The sequence below is a fragment of the Paenibacillus guangzhouensis genome, from assembly GCF_009363075.1.
GTDB classification, from domain to species: Bacteria; Bacillota; Bacilli; order Paenibacillales; family Paenibacillaceae; genus Paenibacillus_K; species Paenibacillus_K guangzhouensis.
Map to the genome: position 1 here is coordinate 4,825,001 of NZ_CP045293.1, position 15,190 is coordinate 4,840,190.

The 15,190-nt window shown below is 45.9% G+C and carries 24 protein-coding genes (1 of these 24 only partly in view); 1 reads left to right on the forward strand and 23 read right to left on the reverse strand.

Annotation, left to right across the window (positions count from 1 at the left end; genetic code table 11):
- Nucleotides 1–216: the 3' portion of a spore germination lipoprotein GerD gene (gene gerD, locus GCU39_RS21655; RefSeq protein ID WP_193726578.1), read on the forward strand. 474 nt of this gene lie to the left of the window's left edge; 216 of the gene's 690 nt are visible here — the last part of the coding sequence; the start codon falls outside the window, past its left edge; the stop codon is at nt 214–216.
- Nucleotides 217–281: 65 nt separating this feature from the next.
- Here gerD and GCU39_RS21665 read toward each other — a convergent pair whose 3' ends face one another.
- From GCU39_RS21665 to rpsH, 23 genes are all read right to left on the reverse strand, one after another.
- Nucleotides 282–1,379 carry an Mrp/NBP35 family ATP-binding protein gene (locus GCU39_RS21665; protein ID WP_152395396.1) on the reverse strand — a complete coding sequence of 366 codons (1,098 nt, stop codon included), beginning with the start codon at nt 1,377–1,379 and terminating at the stop codon, nt 282–284.
- Between the two features lie 66 nt (nt 1,380–1,445).
- Complete coding sequence (cwlD, locus tag GCU39_RS21670) at nt 1,446–2,210, reverse strand: N-acetylmuramoyl-L-alanine amidase CwlD (RefSeq protein ID WP_152395397.1); 765 nt, start codon at nt 2,208–2,210, stop codon at nt 1,446–1,448.
- Between the two features lie 133 nt (nt 2,211–2,343).
- On the reverse strand, nt 2,344–3,513 hold the full coding sequence (sat, locus tag GCU39_RS21675) for a sulfate adenylyltransferase (protein ID WP_152395398.1): 1,170 nt from the start codon (nt 3,511–3,513) through the stop codon (nt 2,344–2,346).
- Nucleotides 3,514–3,542: 29 nt separating this feature from the next.
- The gene (locus GCU39_RS21680; protein WP_152395399.1) at nt 3,543–4,235 is read right to left on the reverse strand and encodes a phosphoadenylyl-sulfate reductase; all 693 of its coding nucleotides are present in this window, start codon (nt 4,233–4,235) and stop codon (nt 3,543–3,545) included.
- A 281-nt stretch (nt 4,236–4,516) separates the two neighbouring features.
- Nucleotides 4,517–4,909 (reverse strand): 30S ribosomal protein S9, encoded by a 393-nt coding sequence (gene rpsI, locus GCU39_RS21685; RefSeq protein WP_018759684.1) that lies wholly within the window; start codon nt 4,907–4,909, stop codon nt 4,517–4,519.
- 20 nt (nt 4,910–4,929) lie between these two features.
- Nucleotides 4,930–5,367 carry a 50S ribosomal protein L13 gene (gene rplM, locus GCU39_RS21690; protein ID WP_152395400.1) on the reverse strand — a complete coding sequence of 146 codons (438 nt, stop codon included), beginning with the start codon at nt 5,365–5,367 and terminating at the stop codon, nt 4,930–4,932.
- A gap of 166 nt (nt 5,368–5,533) precedes the next feature.
- On the reverse strand, nt 5,534–6,325 hold the full coding sequence (gene truA, locus GCU39_RS21695; protein WP_152395401.1) for a tRNA pseudouridine(38-40) synthase TruA: 792 nt from the start codon (nt 6,323–6,325) through the stop codon (nt 5,534–5,536).
- 478 nt (nt 6,326–6,803) lie between these two features.
- On the reverse strand, nt 6,804–7,169 hold the full coding sequence (rplQ, locus tag GCU39_RS21700; protein WP_018759687.1) for a 50S ribosomal protein L17: 366 nt from the start codon (nt 7,167–7,169) through the stop codon (nt 6,804–6,806).
- Between the two features lie 28 nt (nt 7,170–7,197).
- On the reverse strand, nt 7,198–8,142 hold the full coding sequence (locus GCU39_RS21705) for a DNA-directed RNA polymerase subunit alpha (RefSeq protein WP_152395402.1): 945 nt from the start codon (nt 8,140–8,142) through the stop codon (nt 7,198–7,200).
- A gap of 123 nt (nt 8,143–8,265) precedes the next feature.
- Nucleotides 8,266–8,661 (reverse strand): 30S ribosomal protein S11, encoded by a 396-nt coding sequence (gene rpsK, locus GCU39_RS21710; protein ID WP_018753969.1) that lies wholly within the window; start codon nt 8,659–8,661, stop codon nt 8,266–8,268.
- An 18-nt stretch (nt 8,662–8,679) separates the two neighbouring features.
- A complete protein-coding gene (gene rpsM / locus GCU39_RS21715; protein ID WP_018759689.1) occupies nt 8,680–9,048 on the reverse strand; it encodes a 30S ribosomal protein S13 in 369 nt (122 codons plus the stop codon).
- Nucleotides 9,049–9,067: 19 nt separating this feature from the next.
- Complete coding sequence (rpmJ, locus tag GCU39_RS21720) at nt 9,068–9,181, reverse strand: 50S ribosomal protein L36 (protein WP_003333770.1); 114 nt, start codon at nt 9,179–9,181, stop codon at nt 9,068–9,070.
- 61 nt (nt 9,182–9,242) lie between these two features.
- The gene (gene infA, locus GCU39_RS21725; protein WP_015847200.1) at nt 9,243–9,458 is read right to left on the reverse strand and encodes a translation initiation factor IF-1; all 216 of its coding nucleotides are present in this window, start codon (nt 9,456–9,458) and stop codon (nt 9,243–9,245) included.
- Nucleotides 9,459–9,460: 2 nt separating this feature from the next.
- The gene (locus GCU39_RS21730; protein ID WP_227793295.1) at nt 9,461–9,751 is read right to left on the reverse strand and encodes a KOW domain-containing RNA-binding protein; all 291 of its coding nucleotides are present in this window, start codon (nt 9,749–9,751) and stop codon (nt 9,461–9,463) included.
- Between the two features lie 24 nt (nt 9,752–9,775).
- Complete coding sequence (gene map / locus GCU39_RS21735; protein ID WP_152395404.1) at nt 9,776–10,528, reverse strand: type I methionyl aminopeptidase; 753 nt, start codon at nt 10,526–10,528, stop codon at nt 9,776–9,778.
- A 5-nt stretch (nt 10,529–10,533) separates the two neighbouring features.
- Nucleotides 10,534–11,178, reverse strand: a complete 645-nt coding sequence (locus tag GCU39_RS21740; RefSeq protein ID WP_152395405.1) for an adenylate kinase — start codon at nt 11,176–11,178, stop codon at nt 10,534–10,536.
- Nucleotides 11,179–11,264: 86 nt separating this feature from the next.
- Nucleotides 11,265–12,566: a preprotein translocase subunit SecY gene (gene secY / locus GCU39_RS21745; protein WP_152395406.1), complete on the reverse strand. Its 1,302-nt coding sequence runs from the start codon at nt 12,564–12,566 to the stop codon at nt 11,265–11,267.
- Nucleotides 12,566–13,006 carry a 50S ribosomal protein L15 gene (rplO, locus tag GCU39_RS21750; protein ID WP_152395407.1) on the reverse strand — a complete coding sequence of 147 codons (441 nt, stop codon included), beginning with the start codon at nt 13,004–13,006 and terminating at the stop codon, nt 12,566–12,568. Before rplO ends, secY begins: the two co-directional genes overlap by 1 nt.
- 41 nt (nt 13,007–13,047) lie before the next feature.
- The gene (rpmD, locus tag GCU39_RS21755; RefSeq protein ID WP_018759695.1) at nt 13,048–13,233 is read right to left on the reverse strand and encodes a 50S ribosomal protein L30; all 186 of its coding nucleotides are present in this window, start codon (nt 13,231–13,233) and stop codon (nt 13,048–13,050) included.
- A 13-nt stretch (nt 13,234–13,246) separates the two neighbouring features.
- Entirely contained in the window at nt 13,247–13,744 is a 498-nt protein-coding gene (gene rpsE / locus GCU39_RS21760) for a 30S ribosomal protein S5 (RefSeq protein WP_018759696.1), read from the reverse strand.
- Nucleotides 13,745–13,768: 24 nt separating this feature from the next.
- On the reverse strand, nt 13,769–14,137 hold the full coding sequence (gene rplR / locus GCU39_RS21765; protein WP_152395408.1) for a 50S ribosomal protein L18: 369 nt from the start codon (nt 14,135–14,137) through the stop codon (nt 13,769–13,771).
- A 74-nt stretch (nt 14,138–14,211) separates the two neighbouring features.
- Nucleotides 14,212–14,754: a 50S ribosomal protein L6 gene (rplF, locus tag GCU39_RS21770; protein WP_152395409.1), complete on the reverse strand. Its 543-nt coding sequence runs from the start codon at nt 14,752–14,754 to the stop codon at nt 14,212–14,214.
- 29 nt (nt 14,755–14,783) lie between these two features.
- The gene (gene rpsH, locus GCU39_RS21775) at nt 14,784–15,182 is read right to left on the reverse strand and encodes a 30S ribosomal protein S8 (protein ID WP_018759699.1); all 399 of its coding nucleotides are present in this window, start codon (nt 15,180–15,182) and stop codon (nt 14,784–14,786) included.
- Nucleotides 15,183–15,190 lie beyond the last annotated feature (8 nt).

Below are 15,190 nucleotides of genomic sequence, written 5' to 3' on the forward strand. Positions count from 1 at the left end.
AAACAGATCACGACGATTGTCAAAGACTCCATGCAGAGCCCATTGTTTAAAATGCAAATTATGGAGCTCTTGACCAAGGTCGTTCAAGAAGAACTGCAGCCAAAGCAGCAAGAACAAGGGAAAAAGAAAGGCGGCGGTGGCGGTGAGGGCGGCCAAGAAGGTGGTGGCGGCGGAGAAGGCGGCGGTGGCGGTGGTGGCAGCGGCGGTGGACAATAAAACGTCCCGGCTTATGCCTAACCAGAAATATCGCACGCAAATAACACAAAAGGTTGAGCATTCGCTCAACCTTTTTCATTCTTCGATATGATTTGCTTCGCAATCTCATCATAAATTTGACCTGTCTCTGTATTCGCGCGATACACAGAAGGCGAAAAATCCGGCTCAGACGGATGATTATCCGGCGCACCCAGCGGGATCTGTGCGAGTAAATCGCATTTCAGGGATTCCGCAAGGCGAGCACCGCCCCCACGTCCAAATACGTAGTCCTTGTGTCCGCATTCACCACACGCATAATAAGACATGTTCTCAACAACACCGATGATCTCATGTTTCGTATGAATCGCCATCGTACCTGCACGTGCTGCAACGAATGCTGCGGTCGCATGAGGCGTTGTGACGATAATCTCCTGGCTCTGAGGCAACATTTGGTGGACATCTAGCGCAATATCCCCAGTCCCTGGCGGCAAATCTAGGAGCATATAGTCCAGCTCGCCCCAATTAACTTCTTGGAAGAAGTTGCGAAGCATTTTGCCAAGCATCGGTCCGCGCCATACGATCGGGCTGTTATCCTCCACGAAGAATCCCATGGAGATGACTTTGACACCAAACCGTTCAATCGGTACGATACGCTCATCCACTATCTCTGGCCGTTCTTCAATACCCATCATATCCGGCACACTGAATCCATAGATATCTGCATCGATAATACCGACTTTACGTCCTTGCCGCGCAAGTGCTGCAGCAATGTTCACCGTAACTGTCGATTTCCCTACACCTCCTTTTCCACTCGCAATCGCGATAAAGGTAGTATTGGATTCTGGATGCAGCAGCGGATTACTCTCCATGCCGGCTCCATGCCCTTTAGGCGCTTCTTGATGTCCGGATTGACTCTTTCCCTCTGATTCAGCTCTCTCGTGCTCTGACATAACTCTGAAACGCACATGGATATCTTGTATACCTGCTTCCGTTAATTTCTCACGAATCGAACGTTCTAATTGAAAACGATGCTGCTCTTGCTCCGATGAAGTGACAACTGTTAAAGATACTTTGTTTTCTTTGGCCATAATATCCCGGACATAATGATGTTCAACGATATTCTGACCTGAGATCGGGTCGACGATATCTCGTAATGCTTCAAGCACTTGTTCTCTTGCCCCCATGATGCCAGCACCTCTACTTTATGGAATGGTTTACTTCTAACCTAGATTATACCATAAAACATCCTATTATTTGCCGATCTGTTCACCCGAGAGATATCGAAGAATTCCCGTATAGATGGAGGCAGATACTTTGCGTTGATACTTCTCATCGGCGAGCAGCTGCGACTCCTGCGGGTGCGAGAGGAATCCTACTTCCACAAGGGCTGTCGGAATTTGCAGAGCTTTCAATAAATACACATTGGTCGTGACGATCTTCGCAACGCGATCCGTATTCTCCAAATTACGCTTCATCTCTGTCTGAATGAATTTGGCCAGCCGTTCATTTTCCGGATGATTGGAGGTATAGAACGTCTGTGCACCGCTCCATCGATTCGAAGGGAAGCTGTTCATATGAATACTTATAAGCAGATCCACTTTGCGCTTCTCAATCATCTCCACGCGGCGATGCAGATCTTCTGTTTTGCGTTTACGCAGCTTGGTTGTCCCTTCTTGCGCTAGATCATAGTCCCCTTCGCGCGTCAATACGACAACCGCACCAGCCTGCTGCAGGAAATCTCTTAAATAGAGGGCAATCGTTAAATTAATATCTTTCTCAATCACACCTTGCTTGCTGACCGCGCCGCCATCAGGTCCGCCATGTCCTGCATCAATCGCAATGACTTTCCCGGACAGCGGTAAGGTCCAGTAGGTCCATGTTTTCGTGGAAGGCACTTCATATGTAAAAATTACAGTTAACAGGACGAGCAAGCACGCCGCAATTATCCATTTACGAATATCGCGAAGTGGAATCAGGATCACCGTCTTCTTACGACGCCCACCTCTTTTGCTCATAAAAAAACCACCTCCGTTCCCATACAGACTCCTAATCATCTATATGGGACGAGGTGGACAAATATACCTTTGACATACATGTTCAAAAAGTCGGCTTTTCAGCACCGAGAAAGTTGACTTTTTGACAACCACTTTAAGTTGTGACTTGTTCGGACATGCCTTCAATTAGTATTTTGGCAACGACCGGTCTTGAAAATTCAGGCGGCGGACAGATCCCATCTCGCAGCAAAGCGCGAACCTTTGTCCCCGACAGCGTTAAATGATCTTCCTTAGGATGTGGACAAGTCTTGCTAGATGCCATATTGCCACATGTCGTGCAGAAGAAGCTATGTTCGAAGAACAATAATGTTATCCCCAGCTCTTCGGACGTAAAGTTACTGAATATCTCTTGCGCTTCATACGTACCATAATAATCACCGACGCCTGCATGATCCCGGCCTACAATAAAGTGTGTACAACCGAAATTTTTGCGGACCATCGCGTGGAAAATCGCTTCTCGTGGACCTGCATAACGCATCGCTGCCGGGAATACACCGAGGAACGTACGATCCTGTGGATAATAATGCTCAAGAAGTGCAACATAACTCTTCATTCGAACATTCGCGGGCACATCATCAGATTTGGTCTCGCCGACAAGCGGATTTAAGAACAATGCATCCACAATTTCCATCGCACTCTTCTGAATATATTCATGTGCACGATGTACGGGATTACGTGTCTGGAAGCCTACAACGGTTCTCCAGCCCTTCTGCGCGAAGATTGCACGCGTCTCAGCCGGATCATAGTAGAACTCCTGGAACTTCTCAGGTTGTGGACGGTTAAGAACCGTAATTTCCCCGCCAACATAAGTGTTAGAGCGTTCAAACAGCTTCTGTACGCCGGGGTGTGCCGTATCATCCGTCTTGAACACTTGCTTCGCTTCATAAGCATGATCCACAGTATAAACACTACCAATGTGGATAATCCCATAAATCACATCATCTTGCTCTCCAACAAGCGCAACTTGTTCACCTGTGGATAACAATTTAGCCTGAATCGGATCTACAGCAAGTGTAATCGGAATACTCCATACCGTTCCATCAGCAAGTCTCATCCGGTCTACCACAGAGCGGTAATCCGCTTCGTTCAGGAAACCTGTCAAAGGGGAGAATGCGCCGACGCCGATTAAGTCTAAATCAGATATGGTCCATGTATTAATTCGTATGGATTGCAAGGATCCTGCTAGGGCCAATAGGCGCTCACGCTCTTCTCCCGTAGCTACTCGGTTAATCAATTGCCCGCCATGCGGTTGTATCTTCGTCATCGTACACTGTCCTCCTCGGTTCTAGTAGCTTATTTATGCAGACCGCACTCAGTCTTCTCATGCCCTGACCAACGCCCAGCACGTGGATCTTCCCCAGGCATAACTTGACGTGTGCAATAGGAACAGCCGATGCTCGGGTAGTGCTGATCATGCAATGGATTGTAGATGACATCGTTCGTGCGGATATAATTCCATACGTCATCGGATGTCCAATGTGCGATGGGATTAAATTTGATGAGTCCAAATTTATAATCGTATTCAATCTTCTTTGCGTTCGCCCGCGTAGGCGCCTGATCACGTCGAATGCCTGTAATCCATGCATCGTATTTGCCCAAGATCTCTGTTAGAGGTTCCACCTTGCGAATATTACAGCATTCATTCGGCGCGGACTTCCACAATTCTTCGCCATATTTCTCCGCTTGCTCCACAGGCGTCAATTTAGGGAATGCACGAACAAATTCGAGGTTATATCGTTCAGCCAAACGATCTCTAGTTGCATAGGTCTCAGGGAAATGAAAATCGGTATCCAGATAAAAAATGTCTGTCTTTGGACTGATTCGCTGCAGCATATCAACAAGCACGACATCTTCCGCACCAAAACTACAAGCAAAAGTAATGTTCGGGAAGGTCGTTACCGCCCATTCTAGAATGGCTTCAGGACTTGCATTTTCAAGCTCAACTGCTTTCTGTTCAACCAATGCTTCCTTCTCAAATAAGTTCATACGTATACTCCCTCTTTGCACTTAATTTCAATTCCGAGTAAACATCTATGAATATAATAATTATATTATAAATCTTGCCAGTTAAATGTCAATCCTTTTCCTTTGAAAATACTGGGCTATTTAGCATATCTATTCGATTGTGTATAAAGTGTGCATAGATGAATCGGGAGTCTTTATTGTGTTGTGGATAAAAGTCGAAGCTTTGTGAGGATCCGCTCCTCGGGGAAAAAGCAAAAAACACCTCTCCTGCCGAAGCAAGAAAGGTGTTCGATGTATAGATATTAACGTTTCGAGAATTGTGGCGCGCGACGAGCTGCTTTAAGACCGTATTTTTTACGCTCTTTCATACGAGGGTCACGAGTCAAGAATCCTGCTTTTTTAAGCGATGGACGGAACTCAGGGTCTGCTTTAAGCAATGCACGGGAAATACCGTGACGGATTGCTCCTGCTTGACCGGACATACCGCCACCATGAGCGATAACGAGAACATCGTACTTCGACAATGTTTCTGTTAGGTTCAAAGGTTGCTTAACGATCAATTTTAAAGTTTCCAAACCGAAATATTCGTTGATATCACGCTTATTGATTAGGATACGTCCTTCACCCGGTACAAGGCGAACACGAGCTACCGAATGTTTACGACGACCTGTACCATAGTATTGTACTTGTGCCATGAAACTGTCCTCCTTTTTTATTAACCGCGAAGTTCGTAAACTTCTGGTTTTTGTGCTGCGTGTGGATGCTCAGAACCTGCATAAACTTTCAATTTAAGCTTCATTGCGTTACCAAGACGGTTCTTAGGAAGCATGCCGTGGATAGCTTGTTCCAACACGCGCTCTGGGTGCTTCTTGATCATGTCTTGAGCTGGAGTTACTTTCAAACCGCCAGAGTAAAGGGAGTGACTGTAGTAGTTCTTGTCCGTCATTTTCTTACCAGTCAATACGATTTTCTCTGCATTGATGATAACTACAAAATCTCCTGTATCTACATGTGGAGTAAATTGTGGTTTGTGTTTACCGCGAATCAGGCTAGCAGCTTCTGTCGCAAGACGACCAAGAGTTTTGCCTTCAGCGTCAATGATGTACCATTTACGCTCAACTTCATTAGGCTTCGCCATATATGTGCTACGCATTGAATAGATCCTCCTTGTAATGTGGAAAAGCAAATTTCCGATTTATATTCGTTCATTATTATCGTTGTTAGATCTGTAATTCATAAAGTCATCTTAATTGGGGCTGTGGGAAAGCCATTAAGAAAACACAAGTTTTATCTTACTATATTCAGGCCTAAAAAGCAAGCTATTTTTCCAGTTTCATATCACTCAGATCATAACCGACTTCCCAAAGCGTTAAGCCGTGAGAAACGGCCGTAGGCCCTGCAGCAGCGCGGTCCATTTGAGCGATAATTCCGGGTATATCCTCACTCTTAAACTTGCCTTGTCCAACTCGGAGCAAGGTCCCCATCATGATCCGAACCATGTGTTGAAGAAACCCGTTCCCCGTCACATAGGTATGGATAATACCTTGATCTCTCGTGCCTGGAATCGCTGAACTCGTATCGTGCTCCATCCACGCTTTGTAGATCGTACGAACATGACTTGCTTTCGTCGATTTGCGGGAGGCGAACGAGGTATAGTCAAACGTTCCTACCATATGCGCTAGCGCTTTACGCATCTCCTCGATATCTAGCTTCGTAGGATGATGAAATTCATAAGATCGGTTGAAGACATCGGGAAAAGCATTCGCGTTAATCGTATAGCGGTATGTCTTCCAATGCGCGCTGTGGCGCGAATGGAATGACAGAGGCACTTCCTGAGCGGACCGAATAACGATGTCGTTCGGGAGTCGTGTATTAAGGGCAAGACACCATCGTTCGGTGGGGATGGCCGATTGCGTCTCGAAATTGAAGACCTGTGCTCGTGCGTGCACACCGGCATCGGTACGGCCGGAAGATATAATCTTCACCGTCTCGCCGGTTAGCGCCCGGATCGAGGCTTCAATATAATCTTGTATGGTATTCTCGCCAGGCTGCGTCTGAAAGCCGTGGTAACGAGTCCCGTCGTAGCTGACGACCATAAAAAGATTGCGCATTGGATCCCCTCCTGATGATGTATTACAAAGCTTCGAAGCGTTGATGTTGATCTATGATGTATTCTTCGAAGCATTGAACGCTACCAAAGGTAGTCGTTCCCCCTCAAAGACGTAACTGTGAGCACGAGCAGGAAGCGTGTCCAGCCAAAAAGGCTGGACGGTAGCGCTCCCCATGAGCCCCCGTAACTCCCCAGCATTCCCGCACGACTTCAAGCGTGTCCTGTAAACCTAAGCCGGTGCCGCAAGGCATTCGGTTTAGGTTTACAGGACAGACGCGGTCCCCCACCCCACGCCGCCATCGAAGCACCAAACAGCACTCCTATGAGCGACATTTCCGGGTGTCCAGAGGGTGGAGCCCTCTGGGGTCCCCCTTCCTGAGGAGGAAGGGGGATTTAGGGGGATGGTCGCCCCATGCGCAAAAGAAAAAAGGGCTTGTTCAGAACCCGAGGATTCTGTCCACCCTTTCTCATAAGGTCAATTAAGCGCGATCCACTAATTCTAAGTAAACCATAGGAGCTGAGTCTCCACGACGAGGCCCCAGTTTTAGAATACGAGTGTATCCACCTGGACGCTCCGAGTAACGAGTGGCTAATTCCGAGAACAATTTTTGAATTGCATCTTGCTCACCGTTAATGGTTTCGCGACGAACGTAAGCTGCTACTTGACGACGAGCGTGAAGATCACCTTGCTTCGCTTTCGTAATCAGCTTTTCAGCGATCGAACGAACTTCTTTCGCTTTTGCTTCAGTCGTTTGAATGCGCTCATATAAGAACAAGTCAGTAACCAAGTCACGGAACAATGCTTTACGTGCGCTAGAGTTACGACCTAACTTTTGGTATGCCATATTTTTCCCCTCCTTGCTGCAGTTAAGATTAGTCTTCCATCCGTAAACCCAAACCTAGTTCTTCGAGTTTCTCCTGAACTTCTTCCAAAGATTTGCGTCCGAGGTTACGGACTTTCATCATATCTTCTTCCGTTTTCGTGATCAACTCTTGAACGGTATTGATACCAGCGCGTTTCAAGCAGTTATAAGAACGAACCGAAAGGTCAAGTTCTTCGATAGTCATCTCAAGAACTTTTTCTTTCTTATCTTCTTCTTTCTCCACCATGATTTCCGCATCTTTCGCTTCGTCCGTCAATCCAACGAAGAGCAACAAGTGCTCTGTTAAGATTTTCGCACCAAGGCTTACTGCTTCTTCAGGGCGAATACTACCGTCAGTCCACACTTCGAGGGTCAGCTTGTCATAATTCGTTACTTGCCCGACACGAGTGTTCTCAATCGTGTAGTTCACACGTGAAATTGGCGTGTAGATCGAATCCACTGGAATCACACCGATTGGCTGATCCTCAGATTTGTTCCGATCCGCTTGCACATAACCGCGGCCACGATTTGCAAAGATACGCATATGCAAACGCGAACCAGGCGATAGTGTTGCAATGTGAAGATCTGGGTTCAAGATTTCAACATCGCTATCAGCGCGAATGTCTCCAGCTGTTACCGGACCCTCACCTTCCGCATCAATCTCGAGCACTTTCTCCTCGTCGGAATGAATTTTAAGCGATAGGCCTTTTAGGTTTAGAATAATTTCCGTTACGTCTTCAATGACGCCCGGAATCGTCGAGAACTCATGCAGTACACCATCGATTTGCACCGATGTTACTGCTGCACCTGGAAGCGATGATAGTAGAATACGACGCAATGAGTTACCAAGCGTTGTACCATAACCACGCTCAAGCGGTTCTACAACGAATTTTCCGTAAGTCCCCTCATCATTGAGATCAACGGTTTCTATTTTCGGCTTTTCGATTTCAATCACTGAATTACCCTCCTTCAAAACGTCGTTCCGTTTGAAACCTTCTTTTCAGTCGAGTCATGTAGTATGCCTAAGCAACCATTATTCACAGCTTCTTAGCAAATTATACCACACTAAGGTCTGCCATTAGACACGACGACGTTTTGGCGGGCGGCATCCGTTATGCGGGATAGGAGTAACGTCTTTGATCATGTTAACTTCAAGACCTGCTGCTTGCAAAGAGCGGATTGCCGCTTCGCGACCAGCACCTGGACCTTTAACCATAACCTCAACAGATTTCATCCCGTGTTCCATTGCTGCTTTAGCTGCAGATTCTGCTGCCATTTGCGCTGCGAATGGAGTACTTTTGCGCGATCCTTTGAATCCAAGACCGCCTGAGCTCGCCCAAGAAATTGCATTTCCGTGCGGGTCAGTAATCGTTACGATCGTGTTGTTGAACGTAGAACGAATATGTGCAACGCCGGACTCAATATTCTTGCGATCACGACGTTTCGTACGTACGACTTTTTTCGGTTTAGCCATGTCTGTTATCCTCCCTTCTTATTTCTTTTTATTCGCTACAGTACGACGAGGACCTTTACGCGTACGAGCGTTAGTTTTTGTACGTTGTCCACGAACCGGAAGACCACGACGGTGACGAACACCACGGTAGCAACCAATCTCGATTAAACGTTTAATATTCAAACTGATTTCACGACGAAGGTCACCTTCAACCTTGATCGTTTTGTCGATTACCTCACGAAGTTTACTAACTTCGTCCTCTGTTAGATCGCGAACACGAGTGTTCACATCAATGCCTGTTGTGCTTAGGATTTTCTGGGAAGTTGTTCTTCCGATACCGAAAATGTAAGTTAAGGCGATCTCAACGCGCTTATCACGTGGCAAATCCACACCAGCTATACGTGCCATTTTACGCTACACCCCCTTCTTAACCTTGTTTTTGTTTGTGCTTAGGATTTTCGCAAATTACCATTACGTTCCCTTTGCGGCGAATGACTTTGCATTTTTCGCAAATTGGTTTTACAGAAGGTCTCACCTTCATGTTAATTACCTCCTAAAAGTTTCTGCAATAGAAACTGGATTACACGATATAGATCCGGGACCTATTTGCGGTACGTTATACGACCTCTGGATAAATCATAAGGTGATAACTGTATGACCACTTTGTCTCCTGTTAGGATACGAATGAAGTGCATCCGCAGCTTACCAGAAACGTGGGCAAGAATTTGATGACCATTCTCCAGTTCAACTTTAAACATTGCATTCGGCAACGGCTCGATGACCGTACCTTCTACTTCAATGACATCTTCTTTAGCCACAGTTATTCTCCTTTCTGTGCATGGTTTGCGGTGGTTGCTATAAACTTGGAAATCGCAAAACGAAGTTTCCCGTTCGTTACCCGACCGCTCTCGTCTAAACTGTTAACAACTTCAGCACTTATCTCACTCAACAATTGCAAATGTATGAGGTTCTTCTTCTTAGGCTGGTCAAACTTTCGTTTGTCCCCATCGGCTAGGAGTACGAACTTGGAATCAACGATTCCGACGATTACCGCATACTGCCCAGCATCACGACCTCGTATTATTTCGACGATCTGACCGATTTGAGGCATTGGATTGTTATTCACATTCATCACCTAGCTATCCAGTCTCGTCAAAATTTCTAAGCCATCTGCTGTAACCGCAACGGTGTGTTCAAAGTGAGCACAGATATCGCCGTTAAGCGTTACAACCGTCCAATTATCTTGTAACGTCTTCACATACCGTTCACCTGCAATGACCATCGGCTCAATCGCCAAGACCATGCCAGGCTTAAGTCTCGGACCGCGATCGGGAGTACCATAGTTCGGAATCTGAGGTTCTTCATGGAGGTTCTCCCCAATGCCGTGCCCTACATATTCACGAACAACTGAAAAACCGGCATCTTCAATGCAACGTTGAATCGCGTAAGAAATTGTATATAAACGAACATCCGGTTTGACAAGCGCGAGTCCAGCATACAAGGATTGTTCTGTTACCTCTAAGAGCTTCTTAGCTGTATCAGATATTGCCCCAACCGGATAGGTCCATGCCGAATCGCCATGGTAACCACGATACTGAGCCCCGATGTCAATACTTATGATGTCGCCCTCGTTTAATTTCCGATCGCCGGGTATGCCATGAACCAACTCTTCATTGACTGAAGCGCAAATGCTTCCAGGAAAACCATTGTAGCCTTTGAAAGAAGGTGTAGCATTCTGACTGCGAATATAGTTCTCCGCAATGGCGTCTAACTCTCGCGTCGTAATGCCTGGTTGAACGGATTTTGCCATCAAACGATGCGTTTCCGCAACAATCCTACCTGCTTCCTTCATGAAGCCTAACTCCACTTCAGACTTACAAATGATCATTACGTCTAACCTCTCAGTAAAGATACAATCTCCGAAGTGACTGTATCAATTTCTTTCTCCCCGTCCACTTGGCGAAGCAGCCCTTTAGCTTCATAGTAAGCTAATAATGGAGCTGTTTTATTGATATACTCATCAAGACGCGTACCCACTTTTTCTTCCGAGTCGTCCGAACGTTGGTACAATTCGCCGGAGCATTTATCACATACACCGGATTGTTGTGGTGGATTGAAAATGACATGGTAGGTAGCGCCGCATGATTTACAAATCCGACGGCCTGTTAAGCGCGCAAGCAGTAAATCGCGATCCACCTTTAGGTCAATGACATGATCGAGTTTACGACTCATCGACGTAAGGATATCATCAAGAGCTTCGGCTTGAGATAGTGTTCTAGGGAATCCATCAAGTAGGAACCCTTTCTCACAATCCGGCTGCGCGAGTCTCTCGCGAACGATCCCAATCGTCACATCATCGGGTACAAGCAAACCTTGATCAATATATTCTTTGGCTTTAACACCAATTGGAGTACCTTGTTTCATCGCAAGACGAAATGCATCGCCTGTCGAAATGTGGGGAACACCGAATTCATTGACAATACGTTCTGCCTGCGTTCCTTTTCCTGCCCCAGGAGGCCCCATGAAAAGAATGTTCATTGAACTTCCTCCTCCTCTTAACGAAGAAACAGCACAATAGGTGCCAGAGCGAATGCCGCAAGCGGACTCGCATAGGAACCTATTGACTATTTGTTAATGAAACCTTTGTAATGGCGTTTCATTAATTGGCTTTCGATTTGCTTCATCGTATCCAAAGCAACCCCAATAACGATCAGTAGGGATGTTCCCCCGATTTGCACAGATTTAGGCAATCCAGCAAGTGCACCGAAAAATACAGGGAGAATCGAAACTGCCGCTAAGAAGATCGCACCAGATAACGTAATTCTCGACATGACTTTCGTCAAGTACGAAGAAGTTGGTTTACCTGGTCGGATACCTGGAATGTATCCACCGTTCTTTTTCATCTGGTCTGCCATCTGAACAGGATTGATCTGCACGAACGTATAGAAGAACGTGAAACCAACGATCATAAGGACATACAAGACCATACCGAGCGGTTTATCATGCGAGAAATTCTGGATAGTCCATTGCGCCCAGGCTTTATCAGCCCAGAAGTTCGCAATTGTAATCGGGAACATCAAGAGTGAGGATGCAAAGATTACCGGAATAACCCCAGCGCCGTTCACTTTGAGTGGAATGTGTGTATTTTGTCCACCGTACATTTTGTTCCCTACAACACGCTTCGCGTATTGAACAGGAATTTTGCGTACGCCTTGTTGGATAAAGATAACACCCACGATAACCGCAAAAATAACAAGCAGAATGATAATAACCTTTGCGATGCTCAAGAACAATTGGCTCTGAGAATCAACAAACTCCGCTTGGTATACTTCACGGGCCAATTCTGGAAAGCGGGATACGATCCCGGCAAAGATCAGAATTGAGATCCCGTTGCCGATCCCCTTCTCTGTGATTTGTTCACCAAGCCACATGAGGAAGGATACACCTGCCGTTAATACAATTGCAATAACGAGATACGTCGTTAAGCTTGCATTTGGAACCATCTTGAAGCTGTACAACCGATTAAACCCGATTGCTGTACCGTATGCTTGGATAAGACCAAGTATTACGGTACCATAACGAGTAATTTGGGCGAGTTTACGTTTACCGAGCTCGCCTTCCTTAGCCCATTCTGCGAACTTCGGAATGACATCCATCGACAGTAACTGTACGATGATGGATGCTGTGATATATGGCATAATCCCGAGAGCAAAGATAGAAAAGTGGAACAATGCGCCACCAGAGAATGTGTTCAGCAAGCCGAACAAGTCACTGCCCTGTTGGTTCGTCATTGTGAAAACCGATTTATCGACACCCGGTACTGGAATAAAAGCACCGATACGGTAGACGATCAAAATCATCAGTGTAAACAAGATTTTTTTTCTAAGGTCTTCAACTCGCCATATATTGGACAGCGTTTTAAACATTAGATCACCTCGGTTTTACCGCCGGCAGCCTCGATTTTCTCTACCGCAGATTGAGAGAACTTATTCGCTTTAACAGTAAGTTTAACAGTAACTTCACCGTTTCCTAGAACCTTGATTCCAGCTTTAGGATTGTTTACAATTCCGCGCTCCATAAGAACTTCTGGAGTCACTTCAGTACCTTCTGCAAAGTTGTTAAGTTCCTCGATGTTCACAATAGCAAACTCTTTACGAGTAGGGTTATTGAAACCGCGTTTCGGCAAGCGACGATATAGTGGATTTTGTCCACCCTCGAAGCCTGGGCGCACGCCACCGCCAGAACGTGAATTTTGACCTTTGTGACCGCGACCAGCCGTTTTACCCGTGCCGCTCGAAGTACCGCGACCTACACGCTTACGCTCTTTGCGGGCACCAGGAGAAGAAACAAGTTCATGTAACTTCATCGTTCGTTGCACCTCCTTCATAGTTCTAAACATTCATGTTATTAAGCTTCAACTTCTTGAACAGAAACCAAGTGGTTAACTTGATTAACCATTCCACGAATCGCCGGGCTATCGTTATGAACAACAGTTTGGTTGATTTTACGCAATCCAAGGCTATTGACCGTTTTACGTTGTGTTTCCGGACGACCAATCAAACTGCGAACGAGGGTAACTTGTAATTTAGCCAACGTGAATCCCTCCTTAACCTAACAGTTCTTCTACGGTTTTACCGCGCAATTTAGCAACATCTTCAGCACGTTTCAGACGAGACAAGCCTTCAAGTGTTGCGTTCACCATATTCATGGAGTTCGAAGAACCTAAAGATTTTGTTAAAATATCGCCTACACCAGCAAGCTCAAGAACCGCACGAACCGGTCCGCCTGCGATAACTCCAGTACCTTCAGAAGCTGGCTTCAAAAGAACATGGCCTGCTCCGAATTTGCCGTTAACAAGGTGAGGGATTGTAGTTCCTACGAATGGAACGTGGATCAGGTTTTTCTTCGCATCTTCGATACCTTTGCGAATCGCATCAGGTACTTCAGAAGCTTTACCGATACCAGCGCCAACCCAACCTTTGCCGTCGCCGACAACTACTAGCGCACTAAAGCTGAAACGGCGTCCGCCTTTTACAACTTTCGCTACGCGATTAATATTTACAACTTTTTCAGTTAGTTCTAAAGTGTTCGGATCTACACGCAAGTCGTTTACCTCCTTATAAATTGATTAGAATTCAAGACCTGCTTCGCGAGCTGCGTCAGCTAATGCTTGAATCCGTCCATGATACAAATATCCGCCACGGTCGAAAACGATCTGTACGTGTCCAGCTTCTTTCGCACGTTTAGCGACTAATTCGCCAACCTTACGAGCAGCTTCAACGTTACCACCGTTACTAACTTGGCCTTGTAGTTCTTTATCCATTGTGGATGCAGAAGCAACCGTTTTTCCAGTTACATCATCGATCAATTGTGCGTAAATGTGTTTCGATGAACGGAAAACGCTCAAACGTGGGCGAGCTGTTGTTCCTTCAATTTTCTTACGAACACGAAGGTGTCTTTTCAAACGAGCTTTGTTTTTATCTCCTTTGGTAATCATGCCTTGTTCACTCCCTTCTGTCTGCCATATGGCCCCAGGGCCTTTAAGCTACAAGCAAAAGATCAACGATGATCTTATTTTTTCTTACCAGCTTTACCTTCTTTACGGATAATGCGTTCGCCTTCGTACTTGATACCTTTACCTTTGTACGGCTCAGGTTCACGAACGGAACGGATTTTCGCAGCATAAGCACCTACGCGCTCTTTGTCGATCCCTTTAACGATGATTTTCGTGTTGGATGGAACTTCGAACTCGATGCCTGCTTCTGGTGTAATCTCAACTGGGTGAGAGTAACCAACGTTAAGAACGACTTTATCACCGGATTTATTAGCACGGTAACCAACGCCCACAAGCTCAAGGTTTTTAGAGAAACCTTCAGTTACACCACTAACCATGTTAGAGATGATGCTGCGTGTTGTTCCGTGTAACGAACGATGAAGTTTATTTTCAGAAGGACGAACAACCGTGATCACGTTCTCCTCAACAGATACTTGCATATCTTTGTGGACTTCACGAGTTAATGTTCCTTTAGGTCCTTTAACTGTAATGTTGCTGTTATCTAAAGTGACAGTTACGCCACTCGGTACTGTAATTGGTTTGCGACCAATACGAGACATATGTTGCACCTCCTATCTTTACGGTTGTATTACCAAACGTAGCAGACTACTTCTCCGCCGGATTTCGTTTGACGAGCTTCTTTATCTGTCATAACTCCTTTGGATGTGGAGATAATCGCAATACCCAGTCCGCCTAATACGCGAGGAACTTCATTGCTCTTCGTGTATACGCGTAGACCTGGCTTACTGATTCTCTTCAAACCGGAGATGACACGTTCATTGTTAGAGCCATATTTCAAGAAAATACGGATAATCCCTTGTTTGTTATCTTCGATGTACTCAGCGTCACGGATAAAGCCTTCACGCTTAAGGATTTCTGCGATTTGCTTCTTAATAGTCGAAGCAGGCATTTCAACCGTCTCATGACGCACTACGTTCGCGTTGCGAATGCGTGTTAGCATATCTGCAATCGGATCTGACATAACCATAAGTGTAA

What these genes read in the sequence shown, in the direction of transcription:
- rpmJ (WP_003333770.1), bottom strand. Translation starts at nt 9,181, where the DNA reads ATGAAGGTGAGACCTTCTGTAAAACCAATTTGCGAAAAATGCAAAGTC.
- cwlD (WP_152395397.1), bottom strand. Translation starts at nt 2,210, where the DNA reads ATGAGCAAAAGAGGTGGGCGTCGTAAGAAGACGGTGATCCTGATTCCA.
- rplO (WP_152395407.1), bottom strand. Translation starts at nt 13,006, where the DNA reads ATGAAGTTACATGAACTTGTTTCTTCTCCTGGTGCCCGCAAAGAGCGT.
- secY (WP_152395406.1), bottom strand. Translation starts at nt 12,566, where the DNA reads ATGTTTAAAACGCTGTCCAATATATGGCGAGTTGAAGACCTTAGAAAA.
- rplF (WP_152395409.1), bottom strand. Translation starts at nt 14,754, where the DNA reads ATGTCTCGTATTGGTCGCAAACCAATTACAGTACCGAGTGGCGTAACT.
- GCU39_RS21730 (WP_227793295.1), bottom strand. Translation starts at nt 9,751, where the DNA reads ATGCCTCAAATCGGTCAGATCGTCGAAATAATACGAGGTCGTGATGCT.
- rpsK (WP_018753969.1), bottom strand. Translation starts at nt 8,661, where the DNA reads ATGGCTAAACCGAAAAAAGTCGTACGTACGAAACGTCGTGATCGCAAG.
- GCU39_RS21665 (WP_152395396.1), bottom strand. Translation starts at nt 1,379, where the DNA reads ATGGGGGCAAGAGAACAAGTGCTTGAAGCATTACGAGATATCGTCGAC.
- rplR (WP_152395408.1), bottom strand. Translation starts at nt 14,137, where the DNA reads ATGATTACCAAAGGAGATAAAAACAAAGCTCGTTTGAAAAGACACCTT.
- sat (WP_152395398.1), bottom strand. Translation starts at nt 3,513, where the DNA reads ATGACGAAGATACAACCGCATGGCGGGCAATTGATTAACCGAGTAGCT.
- GCU39_RS21740 (WP_152395405.1), bottom strand. Translation starts at nt 11,178, where the DNA reads ATGAACATTCTTTTCATGGGGCCTCCTGGGGCAGGAAAAGGAACGCAG.
- rplQ (WP_018759687.1), bottom strand. Translation starts at nt 7,169, where the DNA reads ATGGCATACCAAAAGTTAGGTCGTAACTCTAGCGCACGTAAAGCATTG.
- rpsH (WP_018759699.1), bottom strand. Translation starts at nt 15,182, where the DNA reads ATGGTTATGTCAGATCCGATTGCAGATATGCTAACACGCATTCGCAAC.
- rpsI (WP_018759684.1), bottom strand. Translation starts at nt 4,909, where the DNA reads ATGGCACAAGTACAATACTATGGTACAGGTCGTCGTAAACATTCGGTA.
- GCU39_RS21680 (WP_152395399.1), bottom strand. Translation starts at nt 4,235, where the DNA reads ATGAACTTATTTGAGAAGGAAGCATTGGTTGAACAGAAAGCAGTTGAG.
- rpsM (WP_018759689.1), bottom strand. Translation starts at nt 9,048, where the DNA reads ATGGCACGTATAGCTGGTGTGGATTTGCCACGTGATAAGCGCGTTGAG.
- rplM (WP_152395400.1), bottom strand. Translation starts at nt 5,367, where the DNA reads ATGCGTAGCACATATATGGCGAAGCCTAATGAAGTTGAGCGTAAATGG.
- map (WP_152395404.1), bottom strand. Translation starts at nt 10,528, where the DNA reads ATGATCATTTGTAAGTCTGAAGTGGAGTTAGGCTTCATGAAGGAAGCA.
- truA (WP_152395401.1), bottom strand. Translation starts at nt 6,325, where the DNA reads ATGCGCAATCTTTTTATGGTCGTCAGCTACGACGGGACTCGTTACCAC.